Annotated in this window: 17 protein-coding genes; 6 read left to right on the forward strand and 11 right to left on the reverse strand. The window is 40.0% G+C overall.

What is annotated here, in order from left to right; all coding sequences use genetic code 11:
* The first annotated feature begins 3 nt into the window (after positions 1–3).
* Positions 4–888 (forward strand): U32 family peptidase, encoded by an 885-nt coding sequence (locus NE535_RS03460; RefSeq protein WP_261297298.1) that lies wholly within the window; start codon positions 4–6, stop codon positions 886–888.
* 198 nt (positions 889–1,086) lie between these two features.
* Here NE535_RS03460 and NE535_RS03465 read toward each other — a convergent pair whose 3' ends face one another.
* Positions 1,087–1,773 carry a hypothetical protein gene (locus NE535_RS03465; RefSeq protein ID WP_261297299.1) on the reverse strand — a complete coding sequence of 229 codons (687 nt, stop codon included), beginning with the start codon at positions 1,771–1,773 and terminating at the stop codon, positions 1,087–1,089.
* Positions 1,774–2,250: 477 nt separating this feature from the next.
* Here NE535_RS03465 and NE535_RS03470 point away from each other — a divergent pair, with 477 nt between their 5' ends.
* From NE535_RS03470 to NE535_RS03480, 3 genes are all read left to right on the forward strand, one after another.
* On the forward strand, positions 2,251–3,609 hold the full coding sequence (locus tag NE535_RS03470) for a YjiH family protein (RefSeq protein WP_261297300.1): 1,359 nt from the start codon (positions 2,251–2,253) through the stop codon (positions 3,607–3,609).
* 151 nt (positions 3,610–3,760) lie between these two features.
* Complete coding sequence (locus NE535_RS03475) at positions 3,761–7,456, forward strand: two-component regulator propeller domain-containing protein (RefSeq protein ID WP_261297301.1); 3,696 nt, start codon at positions 3,761–3,763, stop codon at positions 7,454–7,456.
* Positions 7,457–7,532: 76 nt separating this feature from the next.
* Positions 7,533–7,898 (forward strand): PilZ domain-containing protein, encoded by a 366-nt coding sequence (locus NE535_RS03480; protein ID WP_261297302.1) that lies wholly within the window; start codon positions 7,533–7,535, stop codon positions 7,896–7,898.
* A 19-nt stretch (positions 7,899–7,917) separates the two neighbouring features.
* Here the strand turns inward: NE535_RS03480 and radA are convergent, their stop codons facing one another.
* Positions 7,918–9,282 (reverse strand): DNA repair protein RadA, encoded by a 1,365-nt coding sequence (gene radA / locus NE535_RS03485; protein WP_261297303.1) that lies wholly within the window; start codon positions 9,280–9,282, stop codon positions 7,918–7,920.
* A gap of 219 nt (positions 9,283–9,501) precedes the next feature.
* Between radA and NE535_RS03490 the strand changes: the two genes are divergently transcribed.
* The gene (locus NE535_RS03490; RefSeq protein ID WP_261297304.1) at positions 9,502–11,892 is read left to right on the forward strand and encodes a PilZ domain-containing protein; all 2,391 of its coding nucleotides are present in this window, start codon (positions 9,502–9,504) and stop codon (positions 11,890–11,892) included.
* An 18-nt stretch (positions 11,893–11,910) separates the two neighbouring features.
* On the opposite strand, the gene NE535_RS03495 is transcribed toward NE535_RS03490, so the two are convergent.
* Together NE535_RS03495 and serB are read right to left on the reverse strand one after the other, a co-directional pair.
* Positions 11,911–12,819: an alpha/beta hydrolase gene (locus NE535_RS03495; protein WP_261297426.1), complete on the reverse strand. Its 909-nt coding sequence runs from the start codon at positions 12,817–12,819 to the stop codon at positions 11,911–11,913.
* 378 nt (positions 12,820–13,197) lie between these two features.
* Entirely contained in the window at positions 13,198–14,235 is a 1,038-nt protein-coding gene (serB, locus tag NE535_RS03500) for a phosphoserine phosphatase SerB (protein WP_261297305.1), read from the reverse strand.
* Positions 14,236–14,374: 139 nt separating this feature from the next.
* Between serB and NE535_RS03505 the strand changes: the two genes are divergently transcribed.
* A complete protein-coding gene (locus NE535_RS03505) occupies positions 14,375–15,034 on the forward strand; it encodes an AhpA/YtjB family protein (RefSeq protein ID WP_261297306.1) in 660 nt (219 codons plus the stop codon).
* 52 nt (positions 15,035–15,086) lie between these two features.
* Here the strand turns inward: NE535_RS03505 and deoD are convergent, their stop codons facing one another.
* From deoD to NE535_RS03540, 7 genes are all read right to left on the reverse strand, one after another.
* A complete protein-coding gene (deoD, locus tag NE535_RS03510) occupies positions 15,087–15,797 on the reverse strand; it encodes a purine-nucleoside phosphorylase (protein WP_261297307.1) in 711 nt (236 codons plus the stop codon).
* Positions 15,798–15,899: 102 nt separating this feature from the next.
* Positions 15,900–17,117: a phosphopentomutase gene (locus tag NE535_RS03515; RefSeq protein ID WP_261297308.1), complete on the reverse strand. Its 1,218-nt coding sequence runs from the start codon at positions 17,115–17,117 to the stop codon at positions 15,900–15,902.
* Between the two features lie 9 nt (positions 17,118–17,126).
* Complete coding sequence (deoA, locus tag NE535_RS03520) at positions 17,127–18,458, reverse strand: thymidine phosphorylase (RefSeq protein WP_261297309.1); 1,332 nt, start codon at positions 18,456–18,458, stop codon at positions 17,127–17,129.
* A 119-nt stretch (positions 18,459–18,577) separates the two neighbouring features.
* Complete coding sequence (gene deoC / locus NE535_RS03525) at positions 18,578–19,351, reverse strand: deoxyribose-phosphate aldolase (RefSeq protein WP_261297310.1); 774 nt, start codon at positions 19,349–19,351, stop codon at positions 18,578–18,580.
* 325 nt (positions 19,352–19,676) lie between these two features.
* On the reverse strand, positions 19,677–20,519 hold the full coding sequence (locus NE535_RS03530) for an outer membrane protein OmpK (RefSeq protein ID WP_261297311.1): 843 nt from the start codon (positions 20,517–20,519) through the stop codon (positions 19,677–19,679).
* A 347-nt stretch (positions 20,520–20,866) separates the two neighbouring features.
* Positions 20,867–22,141: a NupC/NupG family nucleoside CNT transporter gene (locus NE535_RS03535; RefSeq protein ID WP_261297312.1), complete on the reverse strand. Its 1,275-nt coding sequence runs from the start codon at positions 22,139–22,141 to the stop codon at positions 20,867–20,869.
* A 183-nt stretch (positions 22,142–22,324) separates the two neighbouring features.
* Positions 22,325–23,098, reverse strand: coding sequence for a TatD family hydrolase (locus tag NE535_RS03540; protein ID WP_261297313.1), 774 nt, complete (start codon positions 23,096–23,098; stop codon positions 22,325–22,327).
* Between the last annotated feature and the right edge of the window lies 1 nt (position 23,099).

Raw genomic sequence — 23,099 nt, forward strand, 5'->3', positions numbered from 1 at the left:
GATATGAATTTATCCCTCGGACCACTCACATACTGCTGGAATAAAACAGTAACGTTTGAATACTATGAAGCCGTGGCAGACACGGCAATAGATACGGTGTACTTAGGTGAAGTGATTTGCAGTCGCCGCCGCGAATTAAAATATAAAGATTATCTTGAATTAGCGAGCTTATTAAACAACAAAGGTAAAAAGGTGATTCTGTCGACTTTAACCTTAATTGAGTCGGCATCAGAATTAGTTGAGCTAAAACGTATCATTGATAATGCTGAATTTGCGATTGAAGCTAATGATATGGCTGCGGTGAACCTCGCTCAGGAAGCTGCAATTCCATTCGTAGCCGGCCCCACCTTGAATCTCTACAATCGTGCCAGTCTTGATATCATGCAAAAAATTGGCATGACCAGATTTATAATGCCTTATGAATTATCAAAATATTGGTTGCAGCAAGTGTTGGCTGAAAGCTCAAACACGTTTGAAACTGAAGTGCTCGGTTATGGTTATATCCCTTTGGCACACTCAGCCCGATGTTTTACAGCCAAACACCATCAAAAGCCGAAGTTAGATTGTCAAATTATTTGCCAACAATATCCCAAGGGCATACTAACCCAAACTCAAGAATCGCAACCATTACTGAGGCTCAACGGAATACAAACTCAGTCGGCAGCCAAAGTGAATTTGATTAACCAAATGACCGATATGTCAGCTATAGGAATCAATTATTTTAGAATATCACCATCAGGATTTGAAGATATAGCACTAATCAAACAACTATCTAACCTTGATGAAATAAACTTAACAGGTATCAATATTGAACGCCCAGCCAATGATTGTAATGGCTATTGGTATGGTGAACCAGGAATGAACCTGCAAGACAATGTGACTGTTTAATTTTACCTAAACTTAGGTTAATAGATAAAAATAAAGAGTATTGAAAAGTTTACCGTCAAATTGATATTTTGCGCGGTTAACGAGGCGAATTTAAGCGTAAATGGCCAACTACTTGCTTTTATTTAGTAAAAAATAAAAATAACGGTGAAAACGACTATTTAACATTCATTTTCACCTAAGTTGGCACTATTTATAGCGTTATGATTTTTTTAACCAAGACAGCAAGGATAATACCCATAACACCAAAGTGATGTCGCTACCCCATTGTGTCAATGCCTGCCACCATAAATCGGGTTTAGGGGATAATGTTGCCGAAGAAGCAATAATGTCCATGTACGTAGCAGTTAACAATGGCGCAGAAATGAATCCTGCATAAGGTAAAATAAACACACTTAAATTAAGGCATAAACAAATAGTAGCAAGCAATAATGGCAGCTTAACCTCCCGCCACCCTATCTGAATAGCGTAAGCCATAAAAGCAATGCTGGAAAAACACACTAAAATGAATAAGTAGCTTAAACCATGGAGGTGTAAATGATATACGTTTAAAGGGAATAGACCAGTTACAGCCAAAGCAAGAAAGCTTGCTGAAAAACTGAACCAAAAAGGATATTTAAGCCACCCTTTGGTCACTTGCAAGGCAAATAAATTAGCCAAAGCGATACATAAACTCCCAAAAAATAATCCACCGTTTAGCAGGAGTGCTGACTGTGAATGACCATAATACCCCAATTCACTGATACTTTTTTTAAACAGCAAAAAACCATCAACACTAGCATTTGTTGATTCAATGACTATCGAAATGGCTAACCCCAAGAAAAGGCCAAAACACCCCAGTAAGCCAAAACGTATCGACAGTTGTTTAATTTTATCTTTGTTTGTCATAACACCAATTTATTATTAGTTACTCAAAGCTAGTTTATGCCACATATAAATTAAAAACTGCGCTATCTACGACAGAATGTTGATCTACATCGGTACCATATGGATGTAAATGGCATATTTATTAACTATTTTAACCTCATTACTACTGTAAAAATGACAAAAAAATGCATAGACATTCAACGATGGCACCTCCAAAGGTAAACACAGTGCTATAACAACTACGAACGATCGCAAAAACATAAGCTTAACACATTGATTACATATTAATTTATCATTACAAATGCCACTTTTTGCTTTACAATATAGTTAATCAAAAATAAGTGATAACTATGCATTTATGTGATTCGTTTTACTTAGACTGAAATTGGCGGTAACCTTGCCGCACAAAAATCATGACGAACTTTCAGCAAGCGCCTCATGGACGGATTAGATAATTTATTTGCTGCCAAAATGGGTAGATTTTAAGGTACAGAAACCGTGAACCAAAAAAAACCAATACATAACTTAAAAACGATACTGACTTTTATTATACCGTCTTTAATTGGTCTTTTACTTTTCATCACACCGGTAACGACTGATAAAGGATTAACCATTCCTATTGCTATCGTTTCTAAAGCATTGCAATCGGCAATGGGTGGCTCAATCCAACTTATTGTTACGGGCATTGTCATTTTTATGGCAATCATTTCAGTATTAGCCGCCATCATCCGCCCCGCCTTTATTCGTAAAAGCCACTTTCTAACAGCGTTACTGAATGTTTCTGGTTTTTGGTTATTAATGCGCGTCATCGGAGCCATATTTATCACCCTGACTTGCTTTAATATTGGCCCTGAAATGATTATTTCAGAGAATACTGGCAGCTTGGTCTATAACGACTTGCTTCCAGTATTATTTTCAGTATTTATCTTTGCCGGTATGCTATTACCACTATTATTGAATTTCGGTTTGCTTGAGTTTTTTGGCACCATGCTAACTAAAATCATGCGCCCTATCTTTAATTTACCGGGTCGTAGTGCAATTGATTGTATCGCATCGTGGCTAGGTGATGGCAGTGTTGGCATTTTGATGACCAGCCAACAATATGAGACTCGTTTTTACACCCAACGTGAAGCCGCGGTTATTGGCACCACGTTTTCAGCTGTATCAATCACCTTTAGTTTGGTCGTCATTTCACAGGTAAGATTAGAGCACCTATTTGTGCCTTTTTATCTAACAGTCTGTTTTGCTGGTATCATGGCTGCGATAATTGTCCCCAAATTACCACCATTATCGTGGAAAAAAGACAACTATATTGATAACACACCGCGCCACCCAGATGATGAAATGATCCCTCAAGGACATGGTGTGTTTTCATGGGGATACCATCAAGCGCTAAGCCGTGCATCACAAGCCACCAGCGTTAAGAAAGTTTTTATCGATGGTTTAAAAAATGTCATTGATATGATATTCGGTATTATTCCTGTGGTGATGGCGATTGGCACAATGGCGCTAATTCTCGCTGAATATACGCCAATATTTAACTACTTGGGCATGCCCTTCATTCCGTTACTAGAACTATTACAAATTCCAGAAGCCACTGCTGCGTCGAAAACGATTGTTGTTGGTTTTGCTGATATGTTTATTCCTTCAATTTTAGCTAGCTCAATTGAGTCAGATCTCACACGCTTTGTGATTGCAGCGCTATCTGTCACACAGCTCATTTATATGAGCGAAGTGGGTGCATTGCTAATTGGCAGTAAAATTCCAGTTAACTTTTTAGAGTTATTTGTGATTTTCATTCTACGTACCGTAGTGACGTTGCCTATTATTGCCTTAATGGGTCATCTCATTTTGTAAAATTTTAATATTAAAAACGAAAAAGGAACCTAAATGGTTCCTTTTATGTATTTAGAATCAGCACTGATTAGCATTTCATCAATTTAGATCTACACTTAAACTTAACACTCAGAAAGACAATTAAAAGAGTAAAAGTGTAAGGATCATTTGTGTGATAAAAGCTAGTTTGTCAGTCTGTTCTTATGGCTTAATTTTGTTTATTTTCGGATTCACTACAGCCGTACAAGCTATGGTGAAATTTGACACGATTGAAGCTGAACATGGCTTATCAATGAATACGGTCAATGATGTTGTTACCGATAAAGATGGTTACCTGTGGATAGCCACACAAGCAGGATTAAACCGATACAATGGCAAAGACATCAAAATCTACCTTAAAGAAGATGATAATGGCCCATCAGGAAATCACATAAGCCATTTATTTTATAGCAAAAAAGGTGAGTTATGGTTAGCAACCATTAATGATGGCCTTAACAAATTCGAACCAAAAACCAAGCATTTTCAATATTACAATTCACCTGAACTCGGTTTACCCACAAGTGGTATTAACGACATAAATGAAGACAACCAAGGTAATCTTTGGCTCGCCACCAATAATGGCGTGTATATCTTCTCTCCATCCGAAAATGTACTTATAGAGCATATCAAAGCGGGAACTAAAGGCTTACTTGATGACAACGTCTCGGGATTATTTCTTGATAAGTATTCAAGACTTTGGCTATATCACGAACGAGGACTGCAACTGTATTTACCCGAAGAACAAAGTTTTAGTGCGTTTACAACTTCCTTTTTATTCGACAAAAAAATACTCAGCATTGCGAATGGCGATAACAATAGTATTTGGCTAGCAACGGATGAGGCGGAATTGCTCCATCTTGATCTATCTGTTGGATTACAGAGCCCTGTCATTACCTCACATCAATCCTTTTTTGCTGACAACTTACAGCATAATAGTATTAGTGATTTATTGTTAGATATTGACGGAAAACTTTGGATTGGCTTTAAACAAGCAGGTCTTGCATCTTACTCTCCATCATCACACCAATTTGAGCATTTTTATCACTCACCAAATAACATTCACAGTGTCAGTAGCGAGTTAATCACTCGGCTATGGATGGATGATGAACGTCAATTATGGATCGGCACACACGGCGCTGGACTCAGTAAAGCCGATCTCAATAGCCAAGCATTCCATACCATCAATGAACATTCATTTATGACCAGTAATTTGACTGACACAGATATACGAACTATTTATCGAGATAAACAGGACACCCTTTGGATTGGTACCGCACAGGGATTATTTATTGCCGCTGAAGATGAAAACCAAAACATAACCGGATTTACACTTTTTACTCATCCACAATTTGATTCTAAAAGCTTTATCAGTTTTATTAAACAAGACAATAAACGACAACTATGGATTGGTACTCGCGGTAATGGTTTATACATATTGCATCTCGACACACAAAATATAACCCAATATTTGGCAGACAATCATAATCAGCAAGCTATCTCAAGTAATGTTCTTTATAGCCTTTTTTTTGATCAGCAACAACAGGCTTGGATTGCGACCAAGGATGCGGGTGTGAATCTGTTTTTATCAGAACAACAGGGCTTTACCTCTTGGACGCATGATCCTGACAATCCAAACAGCCTACAAAGTAAAGAAATCAGTAATGTTTTGTCTGCCCCACAGGGTGGTTATTGGATATTAACCTACGGCGCCGGCCTAATTCATATGTCCGTTGAAGGTAAGTTTACCCAACTATCACCTAGCACGATTAAACATTTTCCTAGCAAGCATTTATTCAATGCGTATTGGATTGATGAACAATTATGGATTTCTTCTAGCGATGGCGTTTTTTCATTTAACCCTAAAACCCAAGCGGTTAAATTATTTGATAAACAGCATGGTCTTATCGATAACATTGCCTACCTCATGGTTAAAGATAGCTTAGATCAACTTTGGATTGGTACTTCTGAAGGCCTCAGCGTTATTAATACTCAAGACAATAGCATCCGTAATTACACCCTTATAGATGGGCTTCAAGACAATGAATTTAACTTTAATGCTGGTTTTGTTGATGACGACAACCGCGTTTACTTAGGCGGGATTAATGGATTTAATATGATTTATCCATTTGACTTACCTGTGACACCTGTACCTAAAACACCAATAATTGATGAGTTTTACTTGTTAAATAAGTTGCAGCGAATACAAGATGATCATCGCTTTAACCAACCCTTTGATATTAGCTACGCCAAATTCATTCAACTTAACTATCAAGATGCATTATTTTCTTTTCGATTTCACAGTAATAACTTACATCAAGCACAACAAATGAGTTATGAATATCGCATGCAAGGGTTGCATCAACAATGGTTTGAAGATTTAGGTAGCCATGTTGCGCACTTTTCTGGATTAGCCCCAGGAACCTATCAGTTTCAAGTAAGAGCTAAAAATCATAATAATCAATATAGCCCTATAAAAAAATTAGATATTTCCATCGCACCTGCACCATGGCAAACCTGGTGGGCTTATCTAATTTACGGGCTATTTTTTATCACTATTGTCGCTCTATTTAGCTGGCTTCAAACACGAAAATATCGCTTAAAAGTAGCCATGATGGAGCAAATTTCTAAAAGTGAACAACGCTTACAGTTAGCATTATGGGGTAGTGGCGATGAGTTTTGGGACTGGGACATTCGCAATAAAAGCGCCCATAGAAGTAATACGTTTTTACAATATCCTCAACCAGAAATAGGCCTTATGGATACCCTGGAAAAATGTGTTCATCCAGAAGATTTACAAAGCGTCATAGATAATATGGCCCCTTGCTTTAAACAGCAGGTCAATAAGTTCGAGTTAACATATCGTGCAAAAACAGCAAACGACCTATGGGTTTGGGTGCTAAATAGGGGCCAAGTGATCGACCGAGATAATCAAGGCCGCGCCAACCGAATAACAGGCACAATTAAGAATATTCAATCGCTAAAAGAAACAGAGCAAGCACTCACACGGCTTAATGCTGAACTTGAAGATAGCGTAAAAGCGCGAACAGAAGAGCTAAAACTGACACAAAATGAGCTTATAGATAAAGAGAAAATGGCCACCTTAGGTGGACTGGTTGCCAGTATCACCCACGAAGTGAATACACCGATAGGGATCAGCGTGACAGCCACCTCACATCTAGCAGATAGGGTAGTTGAGTTTAATGAGCGCTATCAAGCTGGAGATGTCTCACATGAAGATTTTGAACTATATCAGACTGAAGTCGCTGATTGCACTAAGCTGGTATTATCAAATCTTAATAGGGCGGCAAAATTAATAAAAAGCTTTAAAGAAGTGTCTGTTGATCAATCTAACGAAGATGTCAGAGACTTCAATTTAAAACAGTACTTGGATGAAATATTTATCGCCCTTAACCCGTTACTGTCTCGTACCAAACACCATTATCGATATGATTGTCCAGATGATATTTTTCTCCATAGCCAACCTGGTGTATTTTACCAAATCATCAGTAATCTATTTAATAATTCGATTATTCATGCTTACCCAGATGGTAAAGTGGGTGAACTTTTTTTAAGCGTAACCCGTGAAAGTGAAGGCTTAAAAATTATTTATTCAGATGATGGTTGCGGTATGTCCGCCGATATAAAAGCACAAATATTCACCCCATTTTTTACCACAAAGCGTGGCCAAGGTGGCAGTGGTTTGGGAATGAACATTCTCTATAATTTAGTAACTCAAGTACTTAAAGGTAAAGTGACTTTAAACACCGAACCTAACCAAGGAGCAAGATTTTGTATCGAACTCCCAGAAGAAATAATCACCCATTCGTAAAAATGATTACTGTTTTATCGACAAAGGTAACGTATGCTAATAGTTAGTAATGCGTTAAATTATTAAGGACTGACCGATGGACGAAAGACGCAAGTTTTCTCGAATTTTATTTGATGCTAATGCTTATCTTGCTCAAGATGATTCGACTTGGCGTACCACAATTCTTGATTTAAGCCTCAATGGCGCACTGGTTGAAATACCAGAACTTTTCACTGGCGCGCAAAATAGCCATATCATATTAGAATTTGTGTTACCCGATTCAGACGTGCAACTAGTCATGCATACTGAAGTGGTCCATAAAACCAGCGAACATTTAGGCTTGCGTTGTTTGCATATTGATGTCGAAAGTATCAGTCATTTACGCCGAATTATTGAGCTTAACCTTGGTGATGCAGAATTACTGAACCGTGAACTGGAAATGCTTATTCAACCGGAAGAATAAGCATCATCATAAACGCACTTTATAGTGCGTTTAATGCTTCAGATAATTTACTCACCCCAATGACTTCCATGCCTAATGGCGGCTTTTTAGGGGCATTAGCTTTAGGCACTATCGCGCGTTTAAAGCCATGTTTAGCCGCTTCGATTAATCGTTCTTGACCATTAGGTACGGGCCTAATTTCACCCGACAAGCCTACTTCACCAAAAACGACGAGGTCGCTAGGTAATACTTCACCTCGAAAACTCGACACCATTGCCAGCAATAAGGTTAAGTCAGCACTGGTTTCAGTTACTTTAACTCCGCCAACCACATTGACAAAAACATCTTGATCAGACATCAACAAGCCACCATGACGGTGCATGACGGCCAATAACATGGCTAAACGGTTCGCATCCATGCCAACTGCAACTCTTCGTGGGTTAGACATTGCAGAGCTATCAACCAATACTTGTAACTCAACAAGTAATGGACGCGTACCCTCCCACACCACCATGACTAAAGACCCCGAAGCAGCTTCATCGCCTCGAGATAAAAATATCGCAGAAGGGTTAGCCACTTCTTTTAATCCTCGTTCGGTCATCGCAAAAACACCCAGTTCATTAATCGCACCAAAACGATTTTTATGGGACCGCAGTGTTCGATAACGACTGTCGCTATCCCCCTCGAACATCACCGAACAATCAATACAGTGCTCTAATACTTTAGGTCCCGCCAAACTGCCATCTTTTGTAACATGACCAACCATAATTACCGCGATGCCATGCTGCTTTGCAAATCGAGTCAGATAGGAAGCTGACTCTCGTACCTGCGAGACACTGCCTGGCGAAGATTGAATGTCACTCATGTGCATCACCTGAATCGAGTCGACAACAATCACTTTCGGCTTTTCCTGTAACGCCACATCGCAAATCGCCTCTACACTCGTCTCCGACAACATTCGTAAATTCTGTGTCGGTAACCCCAATCTATGGGCACGCATAGCAACTTGCTGTAAAGACTCTTCACCTGTCACATATAACGCTGGCATGGTTTGCGCAAGTTGACATAAGGTTTGTAGTAAAAGTGTACTTTTACCCGCACCAGGATGACCACCAATTAAAATCGCACTGCCAGGAACAATGCCGCCGCCTAAGACTCTGTCGAGCTCACCAAATGTGCTGGCAATACGCGGCAATTCATTTAAATCAATTTGATCAAGTGTTTGCACTTTTTTACTGGTCTCGCCAGCATAACCACTAAATTGATGAGTTCGAGTGGCGCTACTCGCCCCTAAACGCACCTCTGTGATTGTGTTCCATTCCTGACAAGCATTACATTGACCTTGCCAGCGAGGGAAATCTTGACCACATTCGTTACATACATATGCTGTTTTATTCTTTGCCATAATGCTCATCAGTAAATATGATTAAAAAAGGTCACAAATGAACGTTATTCCGATCACTGTAAATAAACGCCCACACCATAATTGTTTGCTAAACTTTATCATTGATTGTAAATCAGTATAGAATCCAAATCTGACCAAACAATTGATAAAGCAATATCTTTTCATGCCGATAAGATTAACAGCCAGACTCACTAGAAGCATTAAAAACGATAATAGAAGATGAGCCTAGATAATCACAGCGCGCTAATAGAACAACTCAAACCTTTGCTAATGGAACCTGACTTTCAGGAACTGTTCGAAAGCTTCACGGCGGATGAGTCGAATTCTACCCGTTTTTTACTGAAAATGGAGCTTAATCGTATTTCAGCTCCCTGTACGCGTATTATTGATTTACGTGATAAAACCGAGCTGCCCTGCGAAGAAGTTGTGATTGGCAAACAAAGGCATTTTTTAGATGCGCCATCAAAAGAAGCACTTGAACAAGCCTTACCTATTTATCGTAATAAATACACTTTAGGCGTTTACGAAAATGTGATTAAACAGCACAAAATGCGTAAGCAACAAAGACAAGACTCTCCAACTCAAGATAGCGTCACCAGCATTTCTCCTTTTATCGTACCAGGTGTGGTATTAGGCAGTTATTTTAATCGTAGTGAAGAACGAATGAACTACAGTATTAAAATCTCAGCATCACAACCTGGCAGCGCAGAAGTATTAGGTGCAAGCCTTGATTTATCCATCGGTGGCGCAAGAGTAAAATTGCCTGTAAAGCATAACTTTCAACCAGAAAAGCCATTGCGCGTAAAATTACTTGATTTGAATGAAGAGTTTTATTTTGAAGATCTACAACAAGGTGTTGATTACCAAATTGTTGATATACAGAATAAAGATGACAACGCAATATTCAGATTAAAACGAGTGGGTGGCGGCGAAGAACTCGACAAGGTCATTACTCAGCTAATTCAGGGATACAAGTTTCGCTATAAAGTGGATGTTAACGATGTCATTGTTAACGCGACAGGTTTAGGGTTTGAGCGTCATTATTTACCTTTGCAGCCCCATTTACCTTTGTATATTTCTATCAAAGAAGGTAAACCACACATTACCCATGCGTTACTCGGTCGCGGAAACCATCCTTTGATGCATTTCTTTCAAGATGAAAGGGATGTCAGCCAACTTCCGGGAATGCTGACTAATAATCGTTTAGTGCACCTGATTAAATCGCCCGACATCGTAGAGCATCAAATTATTTTTTGTTTTACTCACGTAGCAAACGGTAAAGTACACTTCTATTCAGCCAGTCAATTTGAGTTAATCCAAAATGGTCACCTAGGACTTTTTTTAGGATTCGGGGCCAAAAAACCAAGCTGGCGTATATTTAAATTAACCAGTCAACGAATTGATCATCAAAAAAATTATAAAACCTCCACCTTACCAGGTGATGATGCTCGCTACGGTGCATTAACAGAGCAACAATTAGCGAGTTTCATCCATATCATTCAAGTCTGTGATTTAACCAACATCGAGGTTAATTCACAGTACCAATCTTGGTTTAATAACCAAGATGTTAACCAACTGAAAGTTTTCGCCCAGCGAAAAATAAATGCCAATAGCATCAAAAAAATATCTATGCCATTTACCGAGCGGCGTCACGAATCTCGTTTTGCTTTCAAAACGTTGGTCACAATTAAGCAAGGTAATAAAACCGCCTCAGGCATTACCCATGACATTTCAAGTCGTGGGTTACAAGTCACCCTAGATGAACCTATGGACTTTACCGCTCCTGCATCGGTCAGTATCAGTTTTCCACGCTTACAGGCTAAAGCGGGTAAAACAAACTTAAATGGCTTGTCATATCAGCTAATACGCACTCGTTCATATAGCAAAGTCCTTCATTTAAGCGCTTTGATTGGCCATGATCCCCACATGGGAGTAGAGTTTTTAAGTAAACTTATCAGCCATAATCAAGACAAACTTGCAAAATTATCAGACAAAGACGGTGAACAAAAAGAACTGGCCGATGGCATGAAAAATCTCATGATGCGAGAGATAGCGAGCGTGCCTTATTTTATCGAGAAGCGCAGTAAATCATTTAGTATTTCAGCTATTGGCATTGGGACTAAAGTAGATGAAATCAGTCATCTATTCTCGCAAGATACTGAACAAATCATGCAGTATAACCTCGCACCAATCATGGAGAATGGGGTTTTCAAAGACCGGATCCTTGAGCCCATTAAAGCCATGAAAACGATCTCTGAACTGCAGTTTTTTGAAGTGTTTATCCAAATTACTCGCCATGCTCGCGGCACTATCAATCTTAATTGTAAAGTCGTCTCAGATTTAAGCACTGAAGAGCAACTTGCCTTTATTGATCAAAGCCAACGATTAGGCCGATTTATGGCATTAAGAGTTTATTTTGGTATGGCCGACAAACCTGATATGACCTATATAAGACGAGAATTGGCTTACATCCAAATTCATGCCAACCACAAAGCCAAACAACTTGAAGAACAACTATGGCAAGTTATAGGTTTAGGTGAGTTTGTCGATATCAGTCAAGAAGTGATATTGCGTTTCCCGCAATTAACCCAACTAAAAGAACCAAGTTAATGTGAAAGATGCGAACAACTACTGGGCTTGTGCTAAGTACCAGTTTTTCACTTTAATAAAGTGATCATCACTTGCCTGCTTATGGGTCAACATATCTGCATGGCCATAATCGTATAAATTGCCATGTTCTTTGGCTAGCAAAGTATATTCAGCCTGCTGAAAACCACACTCGGACATCATATCTTGTACATCGGAAGGATTACCCAGTACCGAGTCATTTTTACCGGCAATAAACCATGTTATAGGCCAGATTGTATTTTTAGCGGCTATGGCATAATTAAAATGATCATCATGATCTATCCATTCACCTCTTACCCAGTCAATTGATTGAGAAAGAGATTGGTGACTTTCATTATCCATACCAAATCGATAGCGATATGCATCAAAAAAGCCCTGTTTAGTGGCAACTAATGGTGCTAACCGATTCCAAAAAACATCAACCATCAGCCACTTGCGTAGGGATTTGATTTTAATGGTACGTTTGGTGCCAAAGGTTAAAAATGATGCCACATTAGCTTGTAAATCAGTAAAGCGGATCAAACTACTTGCCATCAATACACCGCCCCAAGAATGGGCACACCAATGTACTTTGGCAGCTAAAGGATGACATTGTAAAATAAATGACTGTACTAAGGGTAACTGCTCTCTGATCACCTCACCCTGACCAAGGTCATAATACTTGTCGATTAAAGGTGTGCTCTTGCCCCTTCCGGCGGTATCTAGAACATAAACATCAAAACCTTGTTCTGCAAGATAACAACCTAAACCACGACCTGAATCGCTATAAAAAACCCGTCCATTCGACATCGCACCATGTAACATTAAGATGGGAGTAAATTGCTTATTCATCCCTTTCGCTGGAATAAAGCGCACATGTAATTGCCCTTGTCGATAAGGGATAAACAAAGACTGTTGGGTAGGTGATATCAATGTGGCAACTATTCTTATTTAAGGCGTTGATCTAAAACTTAATCATAACTGTCATTAATATCAACCATAATAGAGCAAATATCCTAAATAAAGTTTCAATTTGCTCAAGGAAGGCCAATTTGTCAAAAATGAAGGTAAGCTGTAAGGATAAATAAACCTGCTTTACATTACTGCCTCATTCACAGTGGTTTTCCTGTTGATAGGGCACTTATTATTTGTTAGCAGCTGACGTTGAAAACAGCATTCATAGGCTGTAAAAAGAAAGGCAGAATTATAATCCTCCCAAAAAAAGAGACTTTTGGGGGAGGATTATTTGAATATATTTGACGTAAAAACATTATCTGAGGGATTAATCAGCAATCAGTATGCTTAGCTCTACCCTTGCAAGCAAAATACTAACGCACGTAAATCTAGTTGACTTACCGCTAAGTTTGCCGCAGCAATGAGTTTCGGTTTAGCATGAAAAGCCACACCTAAATCAGCAGCCTGGATCATAGGGATATCATTCGCACCATCACCGATAGCCACAATTTGTCCTGGTGCTATTTGCCACTTTTGAGCGCACTTACTTATGACATTCGCTTTGTATTGCGCGTCAACCACCGCCCCAGTGACTTGCCCTGTGAGTTTGCCCTCCTCAATGACTAACTCATTAGCAAATGCCGCATCTAGCTTTAATAGATGCATAAGGTGATTCACAAATGGCGTAAAACCACCTGAAGCAACAACGACACGCCATTGGTTTGTTTGCAACTCTTCTAAAGCTGCGGTCAAACCGGGCATCAAGGGTAATGTTTTACATAGAGTATCAATAATAGCCGCATCTGCATTAGCAAGCTTACTCACTCTTAAGCGCAAGCTTTGTTCAAAATCCAGCTCACCACGCATAGCACTGGCCGTCACAGCTGCCACTTCTTCGCCTACGCCCGCCAATGCGGCCAACTCATCAATACACTCAATTTGAATTGCAGTGGAGTCCATATCCATCACCAATAAGCCCTTTTGATACAGCAATGGTAATGGCTCTCCAATAACTAATAACTCGGCTGCTAACCCTTTTTGTGTAATAGTGTGCGCGAATGCTGTTATCAGCTCATCAAGCGGCTGCTGAGTCGCTATCTCAATGCCAATCAAATCATTGCTGCGCGAAAGTAATGAAAATCCAGCGGTAACAGATAATGATGCTAACCAGATATCGATGTGTTGTTGAACAGATTGCTCAAACACCACTCGAACACGCTTAGAAAATGATGGCGCAATCTGATTAAGATAGTCGGACTCGTTATAACGCTGGCATAATAGGCCGTTATGCTGATATTCGTTTACAGAGGATGACAACAACCACGTTAGAATAGTATCTCCATTCTTATTGACTGCGCTTGCCGTAGGCGATGCTGTGCGAAGATTGTGCATGGGTCTAACCTCTTTGATTACAACTATCTACTGATGAGTTTTTAGATTAATATAATTTCCACACCACAAACCATTGAAAAATGGCAGTCAGGCGCTATTGAAAGCGTTTCATTAAATAGAAAAATGACTAAGGATTAAAGTGATTTTTGTTAAAGGTCTCAAGAAAAGACAAAAAATTAGCAGGATCATTCAAGTCATTCTTGCCATAGGCTTAGTCTTTGGACTAATCAATCTGTGGCAAAACAGCTTGAAAAACGGTCAAAAACTGCTGAGTTCACAAACACAGCTAATGGCTAGAACCCTTGCCCAACAGGCGGCTAATGGTGCAGCGCCAGCAATGTTTTTACAAAATGATGAGCAGTTGCAATGGCTAGCGTCCACTTTAGCTGCGGATCCTAAAGTAATGTCGGTTAATATCTACAATTCTCAGGGGGTCAGATTGGCTTTTGCCCAGTCAGTCACAACTGATGATTTAGGTCCTGATTCCGAGGCATTACGTCAATTACTGGCAAGCTATCCGCCGTTAATTGAAAATGTGATGCAGCAAGATAATAATTTGGGCTATGTTGAGGTGCGTTTAGATCTCAGTATATTTTTTGATGAAATAAAATATTTACATCAAAAAAATATGGAGTTATTAAAGTGGATGCTAATAACAGCTTGCTTTATCGGCTTTCTCCTGTCGCGAGCATTATCATTCAAACGTGCTGACTTTGATCGTCGTAAAACGCGGATCAAACAGTTTAAGAAGCATTTTGCCGCGCAAGAAACCACTGACCAAGATGAACCTCAAAAATAACCTACAAAAATGGGCGCTATTAGCGCCCATTTTTATTGAAGCTATAACAATACTAAAGCGTTAATGCTGCATCTAAAGTCATAATGATCATGTCATTAAAGGTCGTTTGACGCTCTTCAGAAGTGGTTTTTTCACCCGTACGAATATGGTCAGACACTGTGACAACACATAATGCTTTGGCACCGAGCTCGTGCGCAACACCGTATAAACCTGCCGCTTCCATTTCGACGCCTAACACACCCATTCTTTCCATAACGTCAAACATTTCTGGATCTGGTGTATAGAACAAGTCAGCAGAGAAAACGTTACCAACTTGAATTTTAGTGCCATGTGCTTTAGCTGAATCAACAACTGCACTTAATAGGCTATAGTCGGCAATTGCTGCGAAGTCTTGGTTTTTAAAGCGTAAACGGTTAGCTTGAGAGTCAGTACATGCACCCATACCGATAATCACGTCACGAACTTTTACATCTGTGCTAATTGCGCCACATGTACCAACACGGATTAAGTTTTTAACGCCGTATTCTTTAATTAACTCGTGAGCGTAGATAGAACAAGATGGAATACCCATTCCTGAACCCATAACAGAAATACGCTTACCTTTATAAGTACCGGTAAAACCAAGCATGTTACGCACATCAGTCACTTGCTCAACATTTTCTAAAAATGTTTCTGCAATATACTTTGCACGTAATGGATCACCTGGAAAAAGAACTGTTTCTGCAAACGCGCCTTCAACTGCATTAATATGTGGTGTAGCCATGTTATAACCCCTATGTTTCTATTTTATTTGGTACCGCTTAATAATGTTGATAGTTTAACAAACACATTAAACTTTTTATAGAACCGTCGTTCGAAAATGTGACTAATTTAAGAAAGATTCACCATATTCCATCGGTTCTAACTTAAAATAGCTTGCAATTGACTGTCCCATATCGGCGAATGACTTACGACGACCTAATGAACCGGCTTTTAATCCTGCGCCATACGCTAAAACTGGCACGTGTTCGCGAGTATGTTCGGTTCCTTTCCAGGTTGGATCACAACCGTGATCAGCTGTCAGTAAAAGGAAATCGTCTTCAGATAAAATAGCTAGCAACTCAGGTAAACGTGAGTCGAAATATTCTAGTGCTTTGGCATACCCAGCGATATCGCGGCGATGGCCATAGTGAGAATCAAAATCAACAAAGTTGGTGAACACAATGGTATTGTCACCTGCACGTTTAACCTGCTCTAACGTCGCATCAAACAGTTGTTCAAGACCGGTCGCTTTATATTGTTGCGTAATACCGCAATTAGCATAAATATCAGCAATTTTACCGATACTCACCACTTCACCACCGGCAGCTTTTAACTTGTCGAGTACTGTTGGCGCAGGCGGCTGAACAGCGTAATCATGACGATTACCCGTACGAGCAAAATCAGCTGGACCAGTACCAATAAATGGGCGTGCAATAACACGGCCAATGTTATATGGCTCAAGTTCTTCACGGGCGATTTCGCACAAACGATACAAATTCTCTAACCCGAAAGTTTCTTCATGACAGGCAATTTGGAACACTGAATCAGCAGAGGTATAGAAAATTGGCTTCCCTGAACTCATGTGCTCTAAGCCTATCTCTTCTAAAATCGTCGTACCAGAAGCATGACAATTACCTAGAAACCCATCCAAACCAGCACGGGCTAGAATTTTATCGGTTAGCTCTTTTGGAAATGAGTTTTTCAAATCACTGAAATATCCCCACTCATAAAGTACAGGAACGCCAGCCATTTCCCAGTGACCACTTGGAGTGTCTTTACCAGAACTTAATTCTTCGGCATGACCGTAAGCCCCAATAACATCTACATTGTCACCAAAACCTGCGGCAAATTGCCCGGTAGACTCAAAGCCTGCGTGCCCTAAACCTAAGCGCGCTAAATTAGGTAATTTTAATGGTCCCTGGCGACCAACATCAGCTAAACCTTCTGCACAGGCTTTTGCAATATGCCCGAACGTGTCTGAACCTACATCGCCAAACTTATCTGCATCGCCTGCTGCACCAAGACCGAATGAATCTAACATTAATATAATTGAACGTTTCATACCTAACTCCTATAAATCTTCAGCACGAATATAGCGATATATTTCAGGTGTTTTCTCAGGTTGCGTATCACCAATATGGATAGCCGCTCTAACAGCTGCAGCCGCTTCTTCAAATGCTTGCTCAGATTGAGCATGGATCATGGCAAGTGGCTTATCGGAACTAATGGCATCGCCTAGGGCACAGACTTCTGTTAATCCAACGCTATAATCTAATGCGTCACCTGGCTTACGGCGTCCGCCGCCCAAAGTCACAACGGCCAAACCTAATTCTCGGGTATCCATACTGTGCGCAAAACCAACTTGGTTCGCATAAACTGGACGAATAATTTGAGCATGGGGTAAATACTTGTCGTATGCTTCAACAAAATCGCTTGGACCACCAAGGCCACTGACCATTCTACCAAAGATTTCCGCCGCTTTACCGTTATCTAATACAGCATTTAGTTTAGTACGAGCCTGGGCATCATTTTGTGCAATACCGCCCAAAATAAGCATTTCTGAGCATAAGCCCATAGTGACTTCATACAATCTTGGATTGCGATATTGACCCGTTAAAAAGTTAATCGCTTCGCGTACTTCTACCGCATTACCAGCACAAGATGCCAGTACTTGGTTCATGTCAGTTAACAAGGCTGTGGTTTTAGTTCCAGCACCATTTGCGACAGCAGTAATACTTCGTGCAAGTTCTTCAGATGCTTCATAGGTTGGCATGAATGCGCCACTGCCTACTTTGACATCCATCGCTAAAGCATCTAACCCTGCGGCAAGTTTCTTAGACAAAATTGACGCTGTGATTAATGAGATTGACTCAACGGTTGCTGTGTTATCGCGAATGGAATAAAAACGTTTATCTGCAGGAACAAGATCACCTGTCTGACCGATAATAGCCACACCAGCTTCTTTAACGACTTTACGAAAAAGTTCACTAGATGGCTCAGTTTGATAACCAGGGATCGCGTCAAACTTATCTAATGTACCACCAGTGTGACCTAAACCCCGACCTGAGATCATTGGAACATAACCGCCACATGCAGCGGCCATAGGGCCCAACATCAAGCTAATAACATCGCCTACACCACCAGTACTGTGTTTATCAATAACAGGGCCATTTAGCGATAAACCACTCCAATCAAGTACCGTACCTGAATCACGCATTGCTAATGTCAGTGCAATCCGCTCATCCATGTTCATATCATTGAAATACACAGCCATACCAAGAGCCGCTATTTGGCCTTCAGAGACAGTATTATGAGTGATGCCGTTTACGAAGAATTGAATTTCTGCAGTGGAGAGTGCTTCACCGTTACGCTTTTTACGGATAATTTCTTGTGCGAGGAACATAATATAACCTCCATCTAGGCAATCCATTATGAGCTAGAGTGGGATCGCCGAAAATATCTGTAGCGATGAGGCTTATTGCCTAAAAGACAATAAACCTCAGCTACAACATTGAATAGGAACTAGTAGCCTTGAGTAGGCTTAGGCGCTTCAGCTAATTCTAATGTATGTAATAAACTATTTAACAGGCTAGAGGCACCAAAACGGAATGTATCTGGCGTTATCCATTCTTCACCTAAAATGCCCGCTGCAACCGCTAAGAACTCAGCTGTTTTCGCTGCATCTTTTACGCCGCCGGCTGGTTTAAAGCCTACTTTTCGGTTCTTTTCACTGATCACAGTTAACATGATCTCTGCAGCTTCTAGCGTGGCATTAACAGGTACTTTACCTGTCGATGTTTTAATGAAATCAGCACCTGCATCAATCGATAATTCAGAAGCCTTACGAATTAATGCTGGATCTTTTAATTCACCAGATTCAATAATCACTTTAAGAATGGCTTCATCACCACAAGCTTCTTTACAGGCTTTAACGAGTTCAAAACCCACGGTTTCATCACCCGCTATTAATGCACGATATGGGAAAACCACATCAACTTCATCTGCACCATAAGCAACCGCTGCACGAGTCTCTAATACTGCAATGGCAATATCGTCATTACCGTGTGGGAAGTTAGTCACGGTCGCGATTTTGATGTCTTCACAATCAAGATCATTCAAGGTTTTACGTGCAATAGGAATAAAGCGAGGGTAAATACAAATTGCCGCGGTATTACCGGCTGGCGTTTTGGCTTTGTGGCACAAGTCGATGACTTTTTGATCGGTATCATCATCGTTCAAAGTGGTTAAATCCATTAAAGAAATACCCATTTGTGCCGCTTTTTTTAAATCAGTCATTTTTGCTCTCCATAAATAAAATCAGTAGATAATTTTTGTCAGGGCAACAAAGTGAAGTGGCATATGATTATAGTTATGGCCGAGTCTTCATATATTGCCAGTAAATTGAAATGATTTACTAACCTAAGTATTCAATCTGATAACGAGTACCACGACTTGAATCCTTGAAGACCGGAAAAGGCAAAATAAACAATTTATTTTATCAATTCCGCGAAAAATCCATTTTAGCGCGTTTTGCTTATGCTTAATAAAAGACATTAAAACTCACATAATGCCCTTTAGTAAAGATAAAGTGGAGCCATGCTAGCATGGCTCCAAAGCACAATTAGAAGTTGTACTTCGCAGAGAAAATAGCTGCGTTTTGATAAGCTGCTGTACCTAGCTTGTTATCAGCATAACGGTATTGAACGCCTAATGTAAACTCAGAAGATACGTTCCACCACAATGCTACAGCACCGTTTAAGCCAGTGCTTTTACCATTGGTGTTTTGGAAACCTGCATCGCCAGGGCCTGTACAGGTATCAGTTGTACAGAAACCACGATATTCATCTTCACGAGCAAATTCAATTTCGTTCCAGTTGGTAACCATAAAGTCTTGGCCAGCCATCTTGAAGTTGTAGCCAAGTACCCAGCCACCCATGCCACCGTTGAAACCAGCACCAATTGCGCTGTTGTGAGCAAAGTGAGCACCTAAGAAAGGCTTAACCCATAAACCGAAATCAGTGTTGATGTCATAGCTAACACCTAACACGATGTTTTGCTCATAGAAACCTGAAGAATCAGAAAGGCTGTAAATGTGGCCGTAGTAATTCCAGTTCGTTTCACCCATGTTTACTGCAACAGAACCTTTAGCTGCGATACGGAAAGCTTTGCTACCGTCATCTTGGTCTTTTTGCCAATCCATTTTAGTTGGATTTTCAAAATCGATGAAGCCATAGACATCACCCCAGTTATAACCCGCGCCACCTTCAACTTCGATATAAACGAAGTCAGATTTAGCACCGAAACCATTTTGGATATCACGTGAACGATCTTCTGTACCATCAGACCAATCTAAATAGTTTACTGATACGTTAGCAAAACCGTAGTACTGTTCAGCTTGTACTGTACCAGTTGTCATTGCAGCTACTGCTGCAGCAATTAAAGTTAAAGTTTTAACGTTTTTCATCATCAACCCCATTTTTCATTGTTTGGCTATCTTCAAGGACAGCTTTTGTTTTTAAGCAAGCGCATTTTACCGTTATTGTTGTAAATCACAATATTAAACCAGCAAAAAAACGAATACTAAATTCTACTTTGTGAACAATGTCGCGACTTTCTTGCAACATGCTACTAACAATCTTTGTGTGTCACGGTTAAATGTAATAATTAAAAGCCATCACACTAGACTTAATCATTACTATTTATACTTTGGAAACTGGTGGATTAACGCCAATCATTATGACAACGTAATCTTAAATGTTGGGCTTTACGGCATAGAGCCAGTAAAGCCCGCTTCCTTTGAATATTCAGCGATTAAAGCGCTAAGAATAAACCAGCAAGTGTAGCACTCATTAAGTTAGCTAATGATGCAGCGATAACCGCACGAACACCTAACTTAGCTAAGTCATGGCGACGGCTAGGAGCCATTGCACCTAAACCACCTAATAGAATTGCAATTGAAGATAAGTTAGCAAAACCACACAGTGCAAACGAGATAATCGCTTTAGTACGATCCGTCATTGCTTGACCTGTTGCTTCAACCAAGATGCCGCCATCAGCAACGTCTTTTAGGTAAGGAGCAAAGTTTAAGTAAGCCACAAATTCGTTAACTACAATCTTTTGACCGATGAAAGAGCCAGCAACCATAGCTTCGCTCCAAGGTACACCGATTAGGAATGCTAAAGGCATAAAGATGTAACCAAGAATTAACTCAAGTGATAGACCTTCGAAACCAAACCAGCCACCGATACCACCTAGCATACCGTTAACCATGGCAATCAAACCAACGAAAGCAAGTAACATAGCGCCAACGTTCAACGCTAAGTGCATACCAGAAGCAGCACCTGATGCAGCAGCATCAATCACGTTTGCAGGCTTATCAGTATCTTCTGGTAAGTCTGTCATGTCGTTGTTTGTTTCTTCAGTTTCTGGGTGCATTAGCTTAGCCATCATTAAGCCACCTGGTGCAGCCATAAATGATGCAGCAACCAAATACTCAATTTTAACGCCCATACCTGCATAACCAGCTAATACCGCACCAGCGATTGAAGCTAAGCCACCAACCATGATTGCAAATAACTCAGAGTTAGTCATTGTAGGAATGAAAGGACGAACAACTAAAGGCGCTTCAGTTTGACCTACGAAGATGTTTGCAGTTGCAGACATAGACTCTGTACGGCTTGTACCAAGTGCTTTTTGTAATCCACCACCGATGAACTTAATTACCATCTGCATGATGCCTAGGTAATAAAGAACCGCGATTAATGAAGAGAAGAAAATAATGACAGGTAAAACGCGAACCGCAAATACGAAGCCAACGCCATTACCAAACATTGCGTCAGTACCTAAACCGCCAAATAGGAAGTTGATACCCGCTTGAGAATAACCAATCACATCAGCAACAGCAGTTGAAACACTGCCTAATACTTGTTGACCAACTGGCACATACAATACGAAACCAGCAAAGAACGCTTGAATTGCTAAAGCGCCACCGACCGTACGTAAGTTAATAGCTTTTTTATTTGTCGATAGTAAGAAACCTATCGCAAGTAGGGTGACCACCCCTACTAAACTCATAATTATATCCATTAAACATCACCCTTATTTAATTGTTAACAGTTTTTATTAATGTTGTTAACTCACCTTATTTCCGAGACAGATTATAACCGAGCATTTGAGGAAAAGCGTCGTTTTGATCAAACTTTTAAAGTTTAGTTTCAGATATTTACGCAAGATAACCTCACAAAACAGAGTTCGTTTTAAAAAAAACAATTAAAGCTCATATAGTTGCAAAGTGTTTTTATTAACCTGTTCTAATATAGGAACAGTTGATTTTTTACGCAAAAAAGCAATTTTTTCGATTATCGAAGGCAAAATAAGCGGTGAATTGCGTTTTTCAGGTGAATTTAATGGCGTCATACTTGGCGAATCTGTCTCAATGACAAACGTTTCTAAAGGAAGCTCTGACACCACGTGATGTAGCTTTTTTGCCATAGGATTAAGCAACAAGCCACCTATACCCAGTTTAAACCCTAAAAGTTGATAATGTTTTGCAACCTCGACGCTGCCATAAAAACCATGAATGACTCCGCCATGGGTTAATTTTGATTTGGTCAATAATGCAATTAATTCGGTATGGCATTTCACTGCATGCAATATCACTGGCAAGTGATATTTTTTAGCTAATAAAACCTGTTTAAGGCATAGCTCAACTTGTGCGGGAAAGTTTGGACGAAGCTTATCTAAACCGCACTCTCCAATAGCCACAAATAAGGGGTTTATCAGGTTATGATTAATTTGTTGTTCAAGCTTAGTTATCGCCTCATCTATACTTGACGGTATAAACCAAGGATGGATCCCCAACCCAAAATAACATTGATATTGATTGGCAATTTCTAACTGGCGTGACCATCGCTCAGGACTCACCCCTGGAATTAACACTTTATCAATGCCTCGGGCATTCATCTCAATGAATAATGCATCCCGGTCATGATCAAACTCTGCAAAATCGAGGTGTGCATGGGCATCGAAAAAGGTTTGCTTCATA

Origin of the sequence: Shewanella holmiensis (genome assembly GCF_025370255.1) — a bacterium.
Lineage (GTDB): Bacteria > Pseudomonadota > Gammaproteobacteria > Enterobacterales > Shewanellaceae > Shewanella > Shewanella holmiensis.